Origin of the sequence: Agrobacterium sp. MCAB5 (assembly GCF_052114365.1) — a bacterium.
Taxonomy (GTDB): Bacteria; Pseudomonadota; Alphaproteobacteria; order Rhizobiales; family Rhizobiaceae; genus Agrobacterium; species Agrobacterium tumefaciens.
Genome location: NZ_JBFREP010000016.1, coordinates 1 through 16,229 on the forward strand (window position 1 = coordinate 1; position 16,229 = coordinate 16,229).

The following is a 16,229-nucleotide window of genomic DNA, read 5'->3' on the forward strand; positions in this document are numbered from 1 at the left end:
GACGAATATTGCGCCAAGATCGACGGGAGTAGTGATCTGCGATTGAGTTTGATCTGCTGTTATCGGCATGATTGGCCTCCAGAGAGTTTTCTAGCGACCTCACTCTGCCATGGTGCAGGCCGCTACTCACCCCTGATGGGATCTCAAGGTGTTAGGACTTCAGACACATGCTGATCGCCACGCCCGTCACACCGTAACATCCGCGGCGTTGCTCCCATTTGTTCTTAGCATCGCTTCACGGATCTGCTGCCGCAACCACGCGCAACCGAGATCGCTGTCCATCTGAAGCGGCCACACCATGGATACGGGTGGAAAAGACAGCGCGAGCGGCACAGGGCTTACATCAAGTCCCAGCAGCGGTCCGTAACGAAGTGCAATGCGTGACGATACGGTTGCAATCACGGCAGATGAACGCGCCGTCGCCAATATCGACATGAAATCSGGAGCYGCCGCCACKACKTCCAGTTCTGCCCCCGCATGCTCCAGCGCATCCTTGACGCAGCCATGCAGGCTGTCGGTCTGCGAGATCACCGCATGTTGTGCGGCCAAATAGGCATCCATGCTCACCGGGTTGGTAAGCGTTATCAATTGCGGATTGAAACAGCACAATACGCTGGATTGATAAAGCGGTTCGCAATGGTGCCGTGAGTCCGGCAGGTAACTGCACCCTACAGACAGATCGATGACGCCCGCATCCATCATCCCATCGACTTCTGCCGCATCGCCACCTCGGGCCAGAATACGAATACCCGGGGCGATATCCCGCAACCGCGCTGTCAGATCGGGCAGCAGCAACAGTTCCACCTCGCTGGAAAGCCCCAGCCGGAATGTTCGACGYTCGGTCGCCGGATCGAAGGCATCCGCCATCAACATCGCCGCTTGCGCCTGTCGCAGAGCCTGCCGCACCGGGCCAGACAAATTTAGCGCCCGCGCCGTCGGCTTCATCACCTGCCCGACACGGATGAACAGCTCATCCTGAAACAGCGTGCGCAGGGTGGCGATGTTATGGCTCATGGCGGGCTGCTGGATTTTCAATCGTTGTGCTGCACGCGTTACACTCATCTCTTCCATCATCGCATCGAAGGCGACGAGAAGATTGAGGTCGAAGGAACGAAGATTGAAATGATCGATGACCTGCATGAGTTGTATCGATTTGATTGTTGACTAGCGCATCCTTAGCTGATGGGCAGGAACTTGCAAGCCGTTCCGCACCGCAACGTAAGGAGCAAACCCATGCCATCTCGTCGTTCCATTCTCAAAARCGCTCTGACTGGCTTMGTCGCAGCGCCCTTTGTCGCGCCATCAATCGTCTTCGCCAAGGCRCCTTTTGCCGCTGTTCAGGCACCGGGTTTCTACCGGCTGAAGATCGGCTCCGTAGAGGTCACAGCCCTGTCGGACGGCACAGTTGYCCTGCCGCTYGCCAAGCTCTACACCAACACTAGCGAAGAACACGCGCAGGRCGCTCTGAATGATGCTTTTCTGCCGGAAATCGTACCAACTTCCGTCAACGCATTCCTGGTCAACACCGGCGAAAGACTGGTGCTGATCGACGCAGGCACCGGTACCTATTTGGGCCCATCGCTCGGCAAGCTCGTGTCCAACATCGAGGCTTCCGGATACAAGGTAGGTGACATTGACGATGTCATCCTCACCCATATTCATACCGATCATTCCGGTGGGTTGATGAGCGAAGGCAAACGCACTTTCCCTAACGCCACATTACGGGTCAATGAGCGGGAGGCGAAATTCTGGCTGAGCCCGGAAAACGCCAAAACGGCGACCGGCATCGTCAAGCAGCATTTTGGCGAGGCAGACCAGTGCGTGACGCCTTACGTGCGAGCTGGAAAATTTGAAACCTTCGGAGATAACCAAGCACCCGTCCCGGGTCTGGGCTCGATTCTTTATGCGGGACATACGCCGGGTCACAGCGCCATCACGCTGGAAAGCGAAGGCCAGAAGATCGTCTTCTGGGGCGACATCACCCATGGCGATATCCTGCAGTTCGATGAGCCCGGCATCGCCATAGAATTCGATATCGAWCAGAARGCCGCCGTTGCTGCCCGCGACCTTGCATTCAAACAGGCGGTGGACGGTAAATATCTGGTGGCGGGCGCCCATATTGCGTTTCCCGGGGTCGGCCACGTGCGTACAGATAGCACCAATTATGACTGGCTCCCGGTCAACTATTCCTAGGATTAAGATTGACCGTCCGGTTAAGCGATGGCCTGACGAGGCTCGAAATAGCCTCGTCTTCCGCAGCGCCAAAGGTTGTTCTCTACAAGTCCGACCGGCCCGTATCCACCGTACGTGGTTCAGGTCGAGCGGACGGGAAAGCAGAACCATCTATGGGTGCGAGACACGGCGCACCCAGCCAGTTTTCGCCGCGGAAAGCTAGGGCTGTGTCGATCTATGTGCGCGGACATGCTCTATGAGCGCACGCAGCTTGGGCGCCATATTGCGGCGATTGGGAAAATAAAGGAAGAACCCGGGAAAGGGGGGCAAATAGGCGTTCAACGCCGTGATCAACTCGCCGCGATCGATGTATCGGCGGAACGTCTCCTCCAATGCGAACGTAATACCGCCGCCTGCGAGCGCGGTACGAACCATCAGATGCAGATCGTTGGTGGTGATTTGCGGCTCGACCCCAACGTCGAAAGGTATGCCATCTTCCTCGAACTCCCATCGATACGGCGCAGCACTTGGAGACGGACGCCAGCCGATACAGCGATGATGTACGAGGTCCCGGGGGTGGCGGGGCGTTCCATGAACATCGAAATATCCCGGAGTCGCGACTACCACTTCTCTCTCTTCTTTTGTGAGTGGCACTGCAACCATATCCTGCTCTATCACATCACCTAACCGAACCCCCGCATCGTAGCCGGCTGCTACGATGTCGAAGACGTCGTCGGTCACCGTGACATCGATCGTGACGCCCGGATGTGCTTGCGCGAAGGACGCGATCAGCGGCCCTGACAGAAATTGTTCCGCAATCGACGTAACCGCGATCCGCAGCAAGCCGCTAGGCCTTGCGTCGCCTGCGACATCCTCGAATGCCGATTTCACATCGGCCATTGGCTGAGACAGCTTTTCACGGAAGCGATTGCCCGCCTCTGTCAGCCGCACACTGCGCGTCGTGCGGCTGACAAGCGCGATGCCGCAAATATCCTCGAGCCGTCTGATCGCCTGGCTAACCGCCGAGCGTGTCACGCCAAGGCGATCTGCGGCCGCCCTGAAATTCCCCTCCTCGGCGACGGCCAGAAACATCGGCACCAAGTTTAGATCGATTGTCATTGTCGCATTCTGCTAACCAAAACAGTTAGCGACGAGGGTATACAAGCGACAATCGAATTTGTCTACCTTTTGCCCATAGCCGACCGGTCAAACCGGCAGCTGACAAACAAGCACAACCGATCATCGAAGGAGAGATTCCAATGACAAACAACAAGATCACACTCGCAGCAGCTCTGGCACTTGGGATCTGCGCCGGACCCGTCGCTGCACAGGACAGCTCCTGCCCTCGGGAAGGCGCCGACGCTCCGCTTGCGCTTCATGCCGATTGGATCATGAAGGGTTGGGAACGCCATGAAGGCGACGGCAAATTCGTATTCGCAGAGAAGCTGAACCGGTATTACAACCTGGAAGACACTAAAGGGGTTTTCTACGACAATTTCGCCCCAGGCAGCACACAGCTCTTTGACAACTCGGCTCGCTATGGCGCCAACTGGGAGGAGTTGCAGAACGCTGCCCGATCTGTTCGCCACGGCCTGACCGGCGGTCATGATGCGATCGTCGGCGACACGGTCGCTTCGACGACGCTTGGTTTCGTCGGCCGCATCGATCGTCTCGACGGCAAGGTGATCGCTTTTGATGGGCGCTCGCAGCTAGGGTGGGAATGCACCGCTGGCAAATGGAAAATCCGCCATGAACTGAACTACGCTTGGGTCGTTGAGCCCGAAACCATTCAGTCTTTCCTGGGCAAGACGGAGGCGGCACAATGACGACCGCAACGCCTTTGCACCCTTATGTTGGCATGTGGGAGACCGCAGACCGCCGCATCCGCCACCAGTTGCTCCCGAATGGCCGCTACGACGAGGCGCGTGGCCGACGCGAAAGTGCATATCAAGGACGATACGAGGTGTCCGGGGATCACATCGAGTACTGGGACGATACCGGTTTTACGGCCGACGGCGACTTTGTCGATGATGTCCTGTACCATGCCGGCATGGTTCTCTATCGCAGGACGTAAACGAGACGCGATCACGACGGCACATGTCCATYGCCGGCGTGATGCGTTTTTCGCTCCGTTACATCATCGCCGCGATCGTAGTCCGCGATGTTTGCTCAAGCGAAACATGTTCGACGGTGAAGCAGTCACGTTCGTCGTTAACGGGGGTTTTTTGCCTCAAAGTGTCGGATGAGACCATCTTTATATTCCTGTCTGACGAAACCAAATGCTGCATTGTATCATTGGAGGGGATGGTTGTGTGCGACATGTGAGCCGACAAAAGTCCCGTTGAAGTCTTTGGCAACCTTAAACAGCTAGCCCCGTTTTTAGGGAGGGACCGCATTGGAAACCGTAGAACAATCCCGTCAAAACGATATACGCTCTGCCCCGGCCGTGACTGGAAAACCCACTTATCGAGGGGCATTCATGCCCGAAATGGGAAAGGTTATTGCTAGGCCCGAGCGGACGTCCCCGCTCGGGCTTGAGCAGTATATAGCCGGTCGCACGCTCGTTAGTGGCGATAGTCCCGCGTGGAGCGACATGTTCGTGCAGGTCTATTCTCGTCTCAACAAGCAGGAGCCCTTTCTTGTTCCCGCTGTTGCCGAACCCCTGATCGTCTGGGTGATTTCAGGAGAAGCGGTGGTTGAGGAACGTGATCTTGACGGGGACTGGGTCGCCAATACGGTTACGGTCGGTGATTTTTTCCTGACCCGCTCTCCCACACCCTATGAAATGCGCTGGCGCGCGATCGGTGATGCACCTTTCCAGGTAATGCATCTTTATCTTTCCGTACCGCTGTTCGAGCGTGTTGCCTACGATGTGCTGGGTTGCGTGGCTCCACCGGTACTAAGCGACGTTTCCGGCGGCAAGGACAAGCAACTGTCTCACCTCCTCGCGCTGGTTCATCAGGAACTGACGGCAGAAGGAATGGGAAGCCAGCTGTTCATCCAGGGCCTTACGCAAAGCCTCGCTGTTCATCTGATCCGGAACTATGCATCTGGTGAAGTTGCCGAGGACAGGCAGAACGCGCTTCCCGGGTTCAAGCTTCGACGTGCGGTCGCGCATCTGGAAGAGCATCTGGCCGAACCGTTCCATCTGGCCCAACTCGCCGAGACAGTGGGGATGAGCGAATTTCATTTCAGCCGCCTGTTCAAGAAAGCCACCGGCCTTTCACCGTCGCGCTACTTCATTCGCCAGCGCGTGGAAAAGGCCCGGCTGCTTCTGCAGGAGACGGATACCAGCATTATCGAAATCGGCATGTCCGTCGGCTATTCCAGCCCTAGCCATTTCGCTCAGGTGTTCCGTCGAGAAACCGGCCTGCCGCCAAGTCACTACCGGCGAGGATAAAGTTCGGCCAGCCCGAGCAAAATCGCAATAGCGTTCGCGGTTCGAATGATCGGATCCGGAAAAGCAAAATACGGGATGAACGACGGCTTTGGTCGATTGGGGCGGCCGAAAGCCAAAGCGCCTTGTTTTCGTTAACTTTAGTGCGCACAGTGAGGCACAACGGCTCGCGAAAGTTTCCAGAGGCATGACTGACGAAGACATAGAGAGGATTTCCGCCTGGGTAGCTCACCAAGGGCTTCGAGGAGCAAGCGAGTCCGTGTTGCTCGGTGGCTTTTGTGCAGCATGTCGCGACGCCGGTTTACCACTTGACCGCAGTCTTGCTCTTATTGACACGCTTCACCCGGTCCACGAGGGGCGCGCCTTTCGATGGGATAGTCAGCAAGTGGTGGAAACAGAATTCGAGTACGGTCCCAGTAGTTCCGAGACGCGTTGGAAAATTGGAAACGCTCAGCTTTCTATGATCTGTAGGCAGGAGAGGATTCTGAAATCCGACGTCGTATCGGACTAGGCGATCCGGCCGACTTCGCAACGCTGGATGATATGCGTCGTTCTGGTCACACTGACTTCGTTGCCTTTATCCATAGGTTTGAAAAACAGGGAACCATCGGCGAGATGGACTGCTTTTTCTCGCACTTCGCCACACGTGATTCCGCCGGCTTTTCTGATCTCGATCTTCAGAACCTTCGCAAGCTTCTGCCGGTTCTGGCTTTGGCAATCAAAAGCACTGCGCTTGCGCGGATTGCGAGGACGATTGCCGAGGTCTATCTCGGGCACGACGCGGCACGGAAAGTCTTTGAAGGTAAAATCAACCGTGGTTCGGCAGAACGTATATCCGCAGCCCTGTGGTTCTCGGACCTAGCAAATTATACAAGAATTTCTGCTACAGTAGCGCCTGAAGAGATCATTCCTCTCCTGAATGATTACAGCGACGCGGTGATCTCGGCCGTCCATGAGGCTGGCGGGACGGTGCTGAAATTAATCGGTGATGGCGTCCTGGCAATTTTCAGAGGGGATCGACAAATCGATGCCTGTGACGCCGCGTTGAAAGCCGAAAAGCTTCTTCGCCTGCGGCTTGAAGCCCTTAATAGCAGGAGAACATCGGAAGGCCGCCCCACTACGGAAGTCTGTCTCGGACTACACATCGGTGATGTTTTTTACGGGAATATCGGAAGCGAGGATCGACTCGATTTCACCGTGATAGGTCCCGCCGTAAACGAGGTAAGCCGCATCGTCTCGATGTGTCGGTCATTGGATGTAAACCTGCTTACTTCTTCCAACTTTGCAGACTGTATAGAGGGGCGTGATCGTCAGCGTCTCTCATGCGTAGGCCGGTTCGCACTCAAGGGCGTAGAAGGCGCGCAAATGCTTTACACGCTTGATAATCCCCATCACGCCGTCGGCTGAAAGAGAGTTTCCGCTCCATTGAGCGCCGTTGGCACGCTCGCATCAGCATTATCAGCTCCGGACGCGTGGCCTCACCTGTAGTGTGTCTCGTCTCCCTAAACATGCCTAAATTTCGGGAAACGGATGATGGGGCTCCTTCCAGATATTTTGATCGGCTCAGCAAACGCAATAGCGCGCGTGGCTGCGGCCACATTCTTGTTTACGTCGAAATCGACGAAGACTTTCAGTTGGTCCAGCTAGCCCGTTGCGAAAATGGCCTGCCGCCCCAGTCACTATCGCCGAGGCTGGTTTTTAACCTCTCACAGTTTCGAGCAAGATCGCGACAGGTCGAGCAAGAGCCCGTGAGAAGGGCGCCGACGATCGGCTTAAATTCCTCCTTGTCAAAACGAAACGCCCACTGCGGTGGTGGGCTTCAGACAAGGAGTGAAGACAATGACCAACCTCAACGGAAAGATCGCACTGGTCACCGGCGCATCGAGTGGAATTGGCGCTGCGACCGCTGCAAAGCTTGCTGAAGCCGGTGCCAAGGTCGGTATCGCTGCACGGCGCACCGACAAGCTCGAAGATCTCAAGAAACAGATCGAAGCCAAGGGTGGCGAAGCCCTTGTCATCAAGATGGACGTGGTTGACACGACCTCGATCGATGCGGGCGTGAAGAAGCTGATCGATGCCTATGGTTCGATCGACATCCTCGTCAACAATGCCGGTCTTATGCCGCTTTCCGATATCGATCAGTTCAAGGTTGACGAGTGGCAACGGATGGTGGACGTGAACGTCAAGGGCCTGCTCAACACGACGGCCGCCGTTTTGCCACAGATGATCAAGCAGCATTCGGGCCATGTCTTCAACATGTCCTCAATCGCTGGTCGCAAGGTCTTCAAGGGTCTGTCGGTCTACTGCGCCACGAAACATGCGGTAACGGCTTTCTCGGATGGCCTGCGTATGGAAGTCGGCCAGAAACACGGCATCCGCGTGACCTGCATCCAGCCGGGCGCCGTTGCCACCGAGCTCTACGACCACATCACCGATCCGGGCTACCGCAAGCAGATGGACGAGCTGGCGAGCCAGATGACCTTCCTCCAGGGCGAGGATATCGGCGACACCATCGTCTTCGCCGCCCAAGCCCCGGCTCATGTGGACGTCGCCGAGCTGTTCGTTCTGCCAGTAGAACAGGGTTGGTAACAGACCGGCCCTGAAGGGTCCCTGCCTAGATGCAGGGACCTCTCAAGGGAGATTGTCATGAAGGAATTACCCGCATCTCAAGCATATCGCGTTCTGGAACCTGGCCCGATCGTCATGGTCTCAACGAGCGATAACGGCAAGCCCAATGTGATGACAATGGGCTTCCATATGATGATCCAGCATGACCCGCCGCTGATCGGTTGTGTCATCGGGCCCTGGGATCACAGCTATCAGGCTATCCGAAAAACCGGAGAATGTGTCATCGCTGTGCCCGGTCTCGATCTTGCTGAAACCCTTGTCGACGTCGGCAACTGTTCAGGCGATCGGGTGGATAAATTCCAGAGGTATGGTCTCAAAACGCGACCTGCCAAGGACGTATCAGCCCCGCTCCTCTCAGACTGCCTGGCCAACATAGAATGCCGGGTCGTCGATACCAGGCTCTCGGATCCTTACAACCTCTTCATCCTCGAGGCGACGAGGATATGGATCAATGAGACCCGAAAAGAGCGTCGAATGATGCATCACCGCGGCGACGGCACGTTCACCGTCGACGGCGGCACACTCGATCTTCGAGATCGGATGGTCAAATGGCGCCATCTCCCGTGAGAGGCGCCGGGCCCAAAATACACCAGCAACCCATTACGAAAGGAAGAAAACCATGACTGCTTATCTCGTCGTCGATCTCGACATCCACGACATGAAGTCTATCGAAGATTACAGGTCTAAGGCATTGCCGCTCGTCGCCAGAGCCGGCGGCAAGCTCATAGCCATCGATGAAAGCCCTCTAGAGCTGGAAGGCTGGACGGCCACCAATATGCTCATCATCGAATTTCCGGACAGGCACGCGATCCGTGAGCTCTTCGCATCGCCGGAATATGCACCGCTTGCGGCTCAACGTCAGGCGGCGGCCGGATCGCGGATCATTGCGATCAACGGCGTCTGATAAACCGCATCGGCTTTACTGAACAAGGAGACCTGAAATGGCTGACCTCACCAATGTGGCCTACTTCACTGCTAAGCCGGGCCGCTCAGGAGATCTGGGTGACGAACTGCTTCAGCTCGTCGCTCCGTCCCGAAACGAGGAAGGCTGCCTCCGTTACGAGATCCACCAGTCCAGTGACGTTCCCGACGTGTGGATGGTGCTCGAAGACTGGCGGCACGCCTCCGACTTCAAACTGCATATGAGCACACCTTACGTCGAGGCCTTCATGGCGAAGGTCCCGGACCTGTGCGTCGAAGACGTGGAAATCTGCGGCTACCAGCAACGGTCCCCGCAGGCCTGAAACAGAAAGGAGTATATGAAATGAGCACGCAAAACCCTGAAGTCTGGCTCGTAACCGGATGCTCTACAGGCTTCGGTCGCTACATCGCAGAACACCTGCTGGAAGCCGGTGAAAARGTCGTGGTGACGGCTCGCAAGACTGACAAAATCGCGGATCTTGAGCAGAAGGGCGATGCCCTGATCCTCCCGCTCGACGTCATCGATCGGGATCAGTGCCAAAAGGTTGTTGACGCTGCAGAAGCGCACTTCGGACGCATCGACGTTCTGATCAATAACGCCGGGATCGGTTTCTTCGGTGCTATTGAAGAAACCGCCGAAGCCGACGCCCGCCGCCTGTTTGATGTCAATTTCTTTGGTGTCGCCAATACGATCCATTCTGTGCTTCCGAATATGCGAGCCCGCCGCGGTGGTACAATCGTCAATCTGACATCAATCGGCGGCCTGGTCGGCTACACAGGCGTGGGCTACTACTGCGCCACCAAATTTGCCGTGGAAGGCCTGTCGGATACGCTCCGACAAGAAGTCGCCCCACTCGGGATCAACGTCTTGACCGTCGAGCCAAGCGCGTTCCGGACGGAGTGGGCAGGATCGTCGAACGAGGTCTCCGCGTCCATTGAAGATTATGAGGCGACAGCGGGCGAGGCACGTCGTGCTTACCACGCATCGGTCGGAAAGCAGGCCGGTGAYCCCGCGCGCGCAGCAAAGGCGATCCGGGAAGCCGTGCTGGCKSAMCAGCCTCCGCAYCAYCTTCCGCTCGGCAATGAYGCCGYGGACGCAGCMCTGAAGAAGGCTGACGATCTCAAGGCAAACGTCTTCGCCTGGGAAGCTTTGTCTCGTTCCGCCGACTTCCCGACAAACTGAACCAATCCAGTCAGACCCAAACACGAAACCAACACTGCCGCGGCCTTCGCCACGGAGAATGAAGGAGTGTGTCATGTCAAAGCGATTTGATGGAAAGGTAGCTATCGTCACGGGCGGTGGTTCCGGTATCGGCGCCGCCATTGCCAACCGGCTTCTTGAAGAAGGAGCGTCCGTGATGATCTCCGGCAGGACGGAGAAGCGGTTGTCGGAACGTGCCTCCAAGATGCCGGCCGGCCGCRGTGGCACCTTTGTCGCGAATGTTTCTTCACGGCCGGACTGCGACGCCCTTGTTGCCGCGACCGTGGAGCGCTTCGGCCGGATCGACACTGTCGTCAATGCCGCCGGCATGAATCTCGTCGGCACCATCGAAGAGACGAGCGATCAGGATTGGGACGAGTGCATTGCCTCTGACCTCTCCGGTGTCTTCTACATGAGCCGTGCAGCGGTCCCGCATCTGAAGGAGACCAAGGGTTCGATCGTCAACATCGGCTCCGTCTCATCCCTTGGTGGCGGCTGGAGCCATGCGGCCTATAATGCTGCAAAGGGTGGGGTTGCGAACCTAACCCGCTCAGCCGCCTGTGACCTCGGCAAGTTCGGTGTCAGAGCCAATACAGTGGCGCCCGGACTTACTGTTACGGGGATGGTGGATGCCATCATGGATGATGACGCGCTTCTCGAAAAGGCGTGGGACCGGATCCCGTTGCGACGGGCAGGCCAACCTGAAGAGATTGCCTCGGCGGTTGCTTTTCTTGCCAGTGATGAAGCGGCCTGGATCACGGGAATTGTCTTGCCTGTCGATGGGGGCCAGACCTGCACCGATGGCGGCCCGGAATGGGGCAAGTAAAAACACGAGAAGCCCGGACCATCGTCCGGGCTTTTCTTTTGATCGGATGCTTCGCTTAGCGGCGGGCGTCGAGGCTGAAACGGCCTGCGCCGAACGCCACGACCTGGAGCAGGCCGCCGGCCATCGCGATGTTCTTGAAGAAGTGGATAAACTGGTTCAGGTCGCTGAGGTTGTTGTGGAACGTCAGTGCCGTGGCAACGCTAAACAGGGCAAGGATCAGAGCGACGATGCGGGTCTGGAAACCGAGGATCAGGGCAATGCTGCCCAGGAGCTCAGTCACGACCGCTGCACCGTAGGACAGCGGCGGGAAGGGCAGGCCGACCATATTGATATAGCCGATCGTCCCAGCTGGATCAGAGATCTTACTGATACCGGACAGAAGGAAGATTGCCGCCAGCAGGACACGGCCGGTGAGAGGCGTGACGCCGTTGATGAGGGCCGAATGGGAGAGAGTTTCAACGCGCTGGGCGATTGCTTCGGAATAAGACATGGACGTTCTCCTTAAGTTTGGGGCGTAGCCACCGTGGTTGCGTCTTGAGGAGAAATTGCCATCATCCGATCGAACGAAAAAGCTGGATAATGTCGCCGATTATCGTCGAAAAAATCGAACGATGAAGGTAAAGAAAAACCCGCGCTTTTTGAGGGCGCGGGTCCGACTGGAGGGTCGAGAAATCAGATAACGGAGAGCAGTCCGCCGTCCACCAGGAGCGCAGTGCCTGACACATAGCTCGACAGGTCCGAGCCAAGGAAGGCGACAGCATCTCCGACTTCTGCCGGTTTGCCAAGCCGGCGAAGCGGCGTCCTCTGGCGAAAGCCCTCGGAGGCCTGTGCGATGCCGGGGCTGGTGCGAAGAAGTTCTGTGTCGATGGTGCCGGGTGCGACTGCATTGACGCGGATACCGTCGGGGCCAAGAGCATCGGCCAATGATTTGGCCATCAGCACAACACCGCCTTTGCTCGTCGAATAAGCAACCGTGATGCCGGCCCCGGAGATGCCACCCATACTTGCCATGAGGACAATGCTGCCCTGCTTGTTCAGCGCCTTCATCTGGCGGGCAGCAGCCTGAGCGCCGAACAGCGGCCCATCGAGATTGACAGACATCAGCCGCCGATAATCGTCTTCGGGAACCTCTGCGCCGTCTGTCTTCAGTGTAATACCTGCATTTGCGACCATGACATCGACGCCGCCGAATTCTTCAGCAGCTGCCACCAAGGCGTCGTTGTCAGCCTTGCGGCTGACGTCTGCTTTGACGAACATCGACTGGGCTCCGAGCTTTCGGATCTCCAAAGCAGTGGGTTCGCCGCCTTCCCGGGGTGCCTCGACAACGTCAGAGACGATAACTGCTTTGGCGCCGTGTTCGGCAGCACGGATGGCGATCGCACGGCCAATGCCGCTTGATGCACCGGTTACGATGACGACTTTGCCATCGAGGATGTTAGTTTTGGTCATGACATTCGTCCTTAAACTTCAGGGATTTTCGGCGCCGAAGGAGGCAGGGCGTCTAGCTGCTGCAGAAGGAAGTAGAGATTGGCAACACCCCAATGTTCGGCGATCTTGCCGTCGCGAATGCGCATGGCGTCGACGGTTTCGAATTTGATCTGGCGGCCCGTTGGCGCGATCCCAAGGACGATGCCCTGATGCGTGCCGTGATAGGTCTTGAAAGTCGTCACGATGTCGCCGTCGACCGCTTGCCAGTGAATTTCGGCGTGGAAGTCCGGGAAGGCTTCGCGCAACGCGTGGTAAAGACGACGGGCTCCTTGCTTATCTGGCGTGCCGCCTGGCTGCGGTGTGTGGTCCAGAAAATCGTCGGCGAAAAGCTCGTCGAAAAGCTCGAAGTTGCCGCCGGACTGCACCTCGAGCGCGTTGCGGCGGACGATTGCTTTCAATGCTTCAGGTTGGTCTGACATGGGATTTTCCTTTCGAGGTTCGCTGTCAGAGTTCAAAACCACCGATGGTCATGCCGCCGTCGACGGTCAGCATGTGTCCGGTGACATAGGAGGCGGCGTCGGAGGCAAGCCAGATTGCCGCGGCCGCGATTTCCTCCGGCTTGCCGCCGCGTTTGGCAGGAATGGCGTTCTGGGCGAGTGCCGCAAAAGCCGGGTTCTGCCGGCTGTTTGCTGCGACCATGGGCGTTTCAGTCCAGCCAGGCGCGATCGCGTTGACGCGGATGCCGTGCGCTGCATTCTCCATCGCGACGACCCGGGTCAGGCCCTGCACCCCGTGCTTGGAAGCAGCATAGGCACTCATGCCTCCCGGTCCCGTCAAAGCGGCGACGGAAGCCGTGTTCACGATAGATCCACCACCACTGCGCCTGATCAGCGGGATCTGGTACTTCATCCCAAGAAAGACACTCTGGAGATTGACTGCGATGACCCGCTGAAAGTCTTCCAATGGGTAATCTTCAATCCGCTTTGCAGGGCCGGTTATCCCGGCATTGTTGAAGGCCGCGTCGAGCCGACCGGATGCGGCATCGATCTGTTCGATCCATCCGACAACTTGAAGCTCGCTCGCGACATCGAGCTCGGTTGTGAACGCCCGGCCATCTTCGGCGCGGATGAGCTCTGCCGTTTGGGTGAGACCCTCGGCATCGCGATCAGCCAGATGCACTGTCGCGCCGTCGCGAGCGAGCTCAAGTGCTATCGCCCGACCGATCCCAGAGCCTGCACCGGTAACCGCGACGACCTTGTTTGAGAAAAGCGAGGACATGACTTCTCCTTGCCAGCCGATCGCAATCGGCTGGTCTGGTTGGAGCTGAATTTTAAGATTGATTCAGGCGGGTTTAGTTGCGCGCAGCGACAAGAGCAGCTGCAGTGCGGGCGACGATCTCGCCCTGATGAAAGGCACCGGCGAGATCGATCTGCGAAGGCTGGCGCGACCCGTCGCCACCGGCAACTGTCGTTGCCCCGTAAGGGGCGCCGCCGACAATTTCTTCACTGCTCATCTGTCCCTGATGGCTGTAGGGGAGGGCGACGATGATCATGCCAAAGTGCATGAGGTTGGTGATGATCGAGAACAGGGTGGTCTCCTGCCCGCCGTGCTGGGTGCCGGTCGATGCGAACGCTGCGCCCACCTTGCCGTTCAGAGCGCCACGAGCCCACAGGCCACCGGCCTGATCGAGGAACGCCGCCATCTGCGACGACATCCGGCCGAAGCGGGTGCCGGTGCCGACGATGATTGCATCATAATCCGCCAGTTCGGCCACTGTCGCGATGGGGGCTTCCTGGTTGATCTTGAAGTGAGCCTTTTCGGCGATTTCGAGCGGAACAGTTTCCGGGACACGCTTGATTGTCACTTCGGCGCCGGCGCTTCGCGCGCCTTCTGCGATCGAGCCTGCCATCGTCTCGATGTGGCCGTACGACGAGTAGTAGAGGACGAGTACCTTGGTCATTTGCTTTGCTCCGTGGGGATGGCTGAATTCGATGGAGACAACATCTGCTTTTTCATCATTCAATAGAACCTGTATAATTTGGCGCATTACGTTCGATTTTATCGATCGATTTGGCGTCTCAGTCCTTCAGCAGGTTGAGCGCGACCAGCGCCTGCCCAAAATGTTGAATTGAACCGGAGGTTTTGAAGGTGCCAAGGTCAGACGGCGCAAAGCCCAGACGAGCGATCAGGTCTGCTACCTTCTTGCTGGCCTCTGGAAAATTACCCGACAGAAAGAGAACGCGCTTTCCGCCCGCTTTTACCGGATTGGCAGCCAATACGGCGGCCGGGAGAGTGTTGAACGCTTTCACGAGCTGAGCGCCAGGGAAGAGATCGGAGACGATTTCCGAAGACAGCCGGTCACCAAGGTCACGTGGTTTGAAAGCAGGAAAGTCAATAGCGTTCGTCGCGTCGACGATGGTRYGGCCATCCCAGGCTGCATTTTTGCYAGCGACTTCCGGTACAGCGTCATAAGGCACGGCCAGAATAACAACGTCGGATTGAAGAGCCTGATCGAGTTCGACAGCCTTCACCGTGCTGCCGAACTTGTCGGTAAAAGATTGAAGCGAGCCCGGACCGCGTGTGTTGGCGATAACGGCTTCAACTCCTGCAGCGTGGAAGCGCTCAGCAAGTGCCGAGCCGATCGCACCAGAACCGATGATTGCATAGGTCGTCATAGTATTTCTCCTTGATTGGGTTTCAGTTGAAGTTGTCTGGTAGGGGAGTAAATTCGTCGTCACCCGGCACGCCGGGAAATTGCCGTTCGCGCCACAGGTTTGCCGCATGGCGAATGCGCTCCTGGTCCGTGGCCACGAAATTCCAGCGGATGAACCGCTTTTCAGGAAGCGGCTCGCCTCCGAAGGCGAGAAACCGGGCTGGCTCGTTCGCCTTCACCACGATCTCCGCGCCGGGCTTGAACACGATAAGACGATCCGGGCCGTAGGTTCCGTCCTGCCCGATGATCTCGATCGTACCGCTGACGACGAAGATCGCTCGCTCGATATGCTCACCGTCGATCCTGTAGCGTGCTCCAGCCTGAAGCTGGATTTCTGCAGAAAAGAGGTCAGAGAAGGTGCTGGCAGGTGAGCGCCGTCCGTGCAGCGTGCCGGCGAGAAGCTTCATATCGATGCCCTCACCATTGATCGTCGGCAGTTCATGGGCGCCGAGGTGCTGAAAGAGCGGTGCAGTCTCTTCCGATTGTTTGGGAAGAGCGATCCAGCTCTGCAGGCCCGTGAGTTTTCCCCCGTCCTTGCGAATATGGTCCGGCGTCCTCTCCGAGTGGACAATGCCGGAACCGGCGACCATCAGATTGACTTCCCCTGGGCTGATCGACTGGACGTAGCTTTCGCTGTCACGATGCAGCAGCTCACCTTCGAGAAGGTAAGTGAGTGTTGAAAGGCCGATATGTGGATGAGGGCGGGTATCAATTCCCTCACCAGCACCGAACCGCACGGGTCCAAAACTGTCGAGGAATATGAATGGCCCGACCATTTGGCGCATGGCCGCAGGCAGCGCCCGGCGAACGGAGAAGCCTCCGAGATCACGGGTCGAGGGCAGGATAACCTGCTCGATGTCAGCGTTCGACAAATAGGACATTGTCAGCTCCGGCGGTTGAATTCGATGGATTGAAGGTAGGCCCACTGGACGTTTCGGAAAAC

Annotated in this window: 19 protein-coding genes and 1 pseudogene; 11 read left to right on the top strand and 9 right to left on the bottom strand. The window is 57.5% G+C overall.

Annotated features, from left to right (window positions below; translation table 11 throughout):
* Positions 1 to 186 precede the first annotated feature (186 nt).
* Positions 187 to 1,140: a LysR family transcriptional regulator gene (locus tag AB4Z23_RS25060; RefSeq protein WP_441360933.1), complete on the bottom strand. Its 954-nt coding sequence runs from the start codon at positions 1,138 to 1,140 to the stop codon at positions 187 to 189.
* Between the two features lie 93 nt (positions 1,141 to 1,233).
* On the opposite strand from AB4Z23_RS25060, the gene AB4Z23_RS25065 reads away from it, so the two are divergent.
* Entirely contained in the window at positions 1,234 to 2,193 is a 960-nt protein-coding gene (locus tag AB4Z23_RS25065) for an MBL fold metallo-hydrolase (protein WP_441360934.1), read from the top strand.
* Between the two features lie 198 nt (positions 2,194 to 2,391).
* Here the strand turns inward: AB4Z23_RS25065 and AB4Z23_RS25070 are convergent, their stop codons facing one another.
* Positions 2,392 to 3,291, bottom strand: a complete 900-nt coding sequence (locus tag AB4Z23_RS25070; RefSeq protein WP_003518758.1) for a LysR family transcriptional regulator — start codon at positions 3,289 to 3,291, stop codon at positions 2,392 to 2,394.
* A gap of 140 nt (positions 3,292 to 3,431) precedes the next feature.
* Here AB4Z23_RS25070 and AB4Z23_RS25075 point away from each other — a divergent pair, with 140 nt between their 5' ends.
* From AB4Z23_RS25075 to AB4Z23_RS25120, 10 genes and pseudogenes are all read left to right on the top strand, one after another.
* Positions 3,432 to 3,998 carry a hypothetical protein gene (locus AB4Z23_RS25075; RefSeq protein WP_076845630.1) on the top strand — a complete coding sequence of 189 codons (567 nt, stop codon included), beginning with the start codon at positions 3,432 to 3,434 and terminating at the stop codon, positions 3,996 to 3,998.
* The gene (locus AB4Z23_RS25080) at positions 3,995 to 4,246 is read left to right on the top strand and encodes an Atu4866 domain-containing protein (protein ID WP_003518754.1); all 252 of its coding nucleotides are present in this window, start codon (positions 3,995 to 3,997) and stop codon (positions 4,244 to 4,246) included. Before AB4Z23_RS25075 ends, AB4Z23_RS25080 begins: the two co-directional genes overlap by 4 nt.
* A gap of 405 nt (positions 4,247 to 4,651) precedes the next feature.
* Positions 4,652 to 5,572 carry a helix-turn-helix domain-containing protein gene (locus AB4Z23_RS25085; RefSeq protein ID WP_112651731.1) on the top strand — a complete coding sequence of 307 codons (921 nt, stop codon included), beginning with the start codon at positions 4,652 to 4,654 and terminating at the stop codon, positions 5,570 to 5,572.
* A 184-nt stretch (positions 5,573 to 5,756) separates the two neighbouring features.
* Positions 5,757 to 6,976: pseudogene (locus AB4Z23_RS25090) on the top strand (adenylate/guanylate cyclase domain-containing protein).
* Between the two features lie 432 nt (positions 6,977 to 7,408).
* Positions 7,409 to 8,158: an SDR family oxidoreductase gene (locus AB4Z23_RS25095; RefSeq protein WP_112651733.1), complete on the top strand. Its 750-nt coding sequence runs from the start codon at positions 7,409 to 7,411 to the stop codon at positions 8,156 to 8,158.
* Between the two features lie 57 nt (positions 8,159 to 8,215).
* Complete coding sequence (locus AB4Z23_RS25100) at positions 8,216 to 8,764, top strand: flavin reductase family protein (protein ID WP_003518746.1); 549 nt, start codon at positions 8,216 to 8,218, stop codon at positions 8,762 to 8,764.
* A gap of 52 nt (positions 8,765 to 8,816) precedes the next feature.
* On the top strand, positions 8,817 to 9,101 hold the full coding sequence (locus AB4Z23_RS25105; RefSeq protein ID WP_112651735.1) for a DUF1330 domain-containing protein: 285 nt from the start codon (positions 8,817 to 8,819) through the stop codon (positions 9,099 to 9,101).
* Between the two features lie 37 nt (positions 9,102 to 9,138).
* Positions 9,139 to 9,441 carry a putative quinol monooxygenase gene (locus AB4Z23_RS25110; protein WP_441360935.1) on the top strand — a complete coding sequence of 101 codons (303 nt, stop codon included), beginning with the start codon at positions 9,139 to 9,141 and terminating at the stop codon, positions 9,439 to 9,441.
* A 20-nt stretch (positions 9,442 to 9,461) separates the two neighbouring features.
* Positions 9,462 to 10,301, top strand: coding sequence for an oxidoreductase (locus AB4Z23_RS25115; RefSeq protein ID WP_441360936.1), 840 nt, complete (start codon positions 9,462 to 9,464; stop codon positions 10,299 to 10,301).
* Positions 10,302 to 10,374: 73 nt separating this feature from the next.
* The gene (locus AB4Z23_RS25120) at positions 10,375 to 11,145 is read left to right on the top strand and encodes an SDR family NAD(P)-dependent oxidoreductase (RefSeq protein WP_441360937.1); all 771 of its coding nucleotides are present in this window, start codon (positions 10,375 to 10,377) and stop codon (positions 11,143 to 11,145) included.
* 55 nt (positions 11,146 to 11,200) lie between these two features.
* Here AB4Z23_RS25120 and AB4Z23_RS25125 read toward each other — a convergent pair whose 3' ends face one another.
* The 7 genes from AB4Z23_RS25125 to AB4Z23_RS25155 form a co-directional block, all read right to left on the bottom strand.
* Positions 11,201 to 11,635, bottom strand: coding sequence for a DoxX family protein (locus tag AB4Z23_RS25125; protein WP_112682971.1), 435 nt, complete (start codon positions 11,633 to 11,635; stop codon positions 11,201 to 11,203).
* 182 nt (positions 11,636 to 11,817) lie between these two features.
* Positions 11,818 to 12,594, bottom strand: coding sequence for an SDR family oxidoreductase (locus AB4Z23_RS25130; protein WP_112651745.1), 777 nt, complete (start codon positions 12,592 to 12,594; stop codon positions 11,818 to 11,820).
* An 11-nt stretch (positions 12,595 to 12,605) separates the two neighbouring features.
* A complete protein-coding gene (locus AB4Z23_RS25135) occupies positions 12,606 to 13,052 on the bottom strand; it encodes an ester cyclase (RefSeq protein ID WP_174066488.1) in 447 nt (148 codons plus the stop codon).
* A gap of 25 nt (positions 13,053 to 13,077) precedes the next feature.
* Positions 13,078 to 13,851 (bottom strand): SDR family NAD(P)-dependent oxidoreductase, encoded by a 774-nt coding sequence (locus AB4Z23_RS25140; RefSeq protein WP_174066489.1) that lies wholly within the window; start codon positions 13,849 to 13,851, stop codon positions 13,078 to 13,080.
* A 73-nt stretch (positions 13,852 to 13,924) separates the two neighbouring features.
* The gene (wrbA, locus tag AB4Z23_RS25145) at positions 13,925 to 14,533 is read right to left on the bottom strand and encodes an NAD(P)H:quinone oxidoreductase (RefSeq protein WP_441360938.1); all 609 of its coding nucleotides are present in this window, start codon (positions 14,531 to 14,533) and stop codon (positions 13,925 to 13,927) included.
* A gap of 118 nt (positions 14,534 to 14,651) precedes the next feature.
* Positions 14,652 to 15,248 carry an NADPH-dependent F420 reductase gene (locus AB4Z23_RS25150; RefSeq protein WP_441360950.1) on the bottom strand — a complete coding sequence of 199 codons (597 nt, stop codon included), beginning with the start codon at positions 15,246 to 15,248 and terminating at the stop codon, positions 14,652 to 14,654.
* Positions 15,249 to 15,270: 22 nt separating this feature from the next.
* Positions 15,271 to 16,167, bottom strand: a complete 897-nt coding sequence (locus AB4Z23_RS25155) for a pirin family protein (protein WP_174066491.1) — start codon at positions 16,165 to 16,167, stop codon at positions 15,271 to 15,273.
* Positions 16,168 to 16,229: the final 62 nt, after the last annotated feature.

Excerpts from the sequence above, each read along its gene's own strand:
- AB4Z23_RS25070 (WP_003518758.1), bottom strand. The coding sequence starts at position 3,291 with ATGACAATCGATCTAAACTTGGTGCCGATGTTTCTGGCCGTCGCCGAG.
- AB4Z23_RS25075 (WP_076845630.1), top strand. The coding sequence starts at position 3,432 with ATGACAAACAACAAGATCACACTCGCAGCAGCTCTGGCACTTGGGATC.
- AB4Z23_RS25080 (WP_003518754.1), top strand. The coding sequence starts at position 3,995 with ATGACGACCGCAACGCCTTTGCACCCTTATGTTGGCATGTGGGAGACC.
- AB4Z23_RS25085 (WP_112651731.1), top strand. The coding sequence starts at position 4,652 with ATGCCCGAAATGGGAAAGGTTATTGCTAGGCCCGAGCGGACGTCCCCG.
- AB4Z23_RS25095 (WP_112651733.1), top strand. The coding sequence starts at position 7,409 with ATGACCAACCTCAACGGAAAGATCGCACTGGTCACCGGCGCATCGAGT.
- AB4Z23_RS25100 (WP_003518746.1), top strand. The coding sequence starts at position 8,216 with ATGAAGGAATTACCCGCATCTCAAGCATATCGCGTTCTGGAACCTGGC.
- AB4Z23_RS25105 (WP_112651735.1), top strand. The coding sequence starts at position 8,817 with ATGACTGCTTATCTCGTCGTCGATCTCGACATCCACGACATGAAGTCT.
- AB4Z23_RS25110 (WP_441360935.1), top strand. The coding sequence starts at position 9,139 with ATGGCTGACCTCACCAATGTGGCCTACTTCACTGCTAAGCCGGGCCGC.
- AB4Z23_RS25125 (WP_112682971.1), bottom strand. The coding sequence starts at position 11,635 with ATGTCTTATTCCGAAGCAATCGCCCAGCGCGTTGAAACTCTCTCCCAT.
- AB4Z23_RS25130 (WP_112651745.1), bottom strand. The coding sequence starts at position 12,594 with ATGACCAAAACTAACATCCTCGATGGCAAAGTCGTCATCGTAACCGGT.
- AB4Z23_RS25135 (WP_174066488.1), bottom strand. The coding sequence starts at position 13,052 with ATGTCAGACCAACCTGAAGCATTGAAAGCAATCGTCCGCCGCAACGCG.
- AB4Z23_RS25140 (WP_174066489.1), bottom strand. The coding sequence starts at position 13,851 with ATGTCCTCGCTTTTCTCAAACAAGGTCGTCGCGGTTACCGGTGCAGGC.
- wrbA (WP_441360938.1), bottom strand. The coding sequence starts at position 14,533 with ATGACCAAGGTACTCGTCCTCTACTACTCGTCGTACGGCCACATCGAG.
- AB4Z23_RS25155 (WP_174066491.1), bottom strand. The coding sequence starts at position 16,167 with ATGTCCTATTTGTCGAACGCTGACATCGAGCAGGTTATCCTGCCCTCG.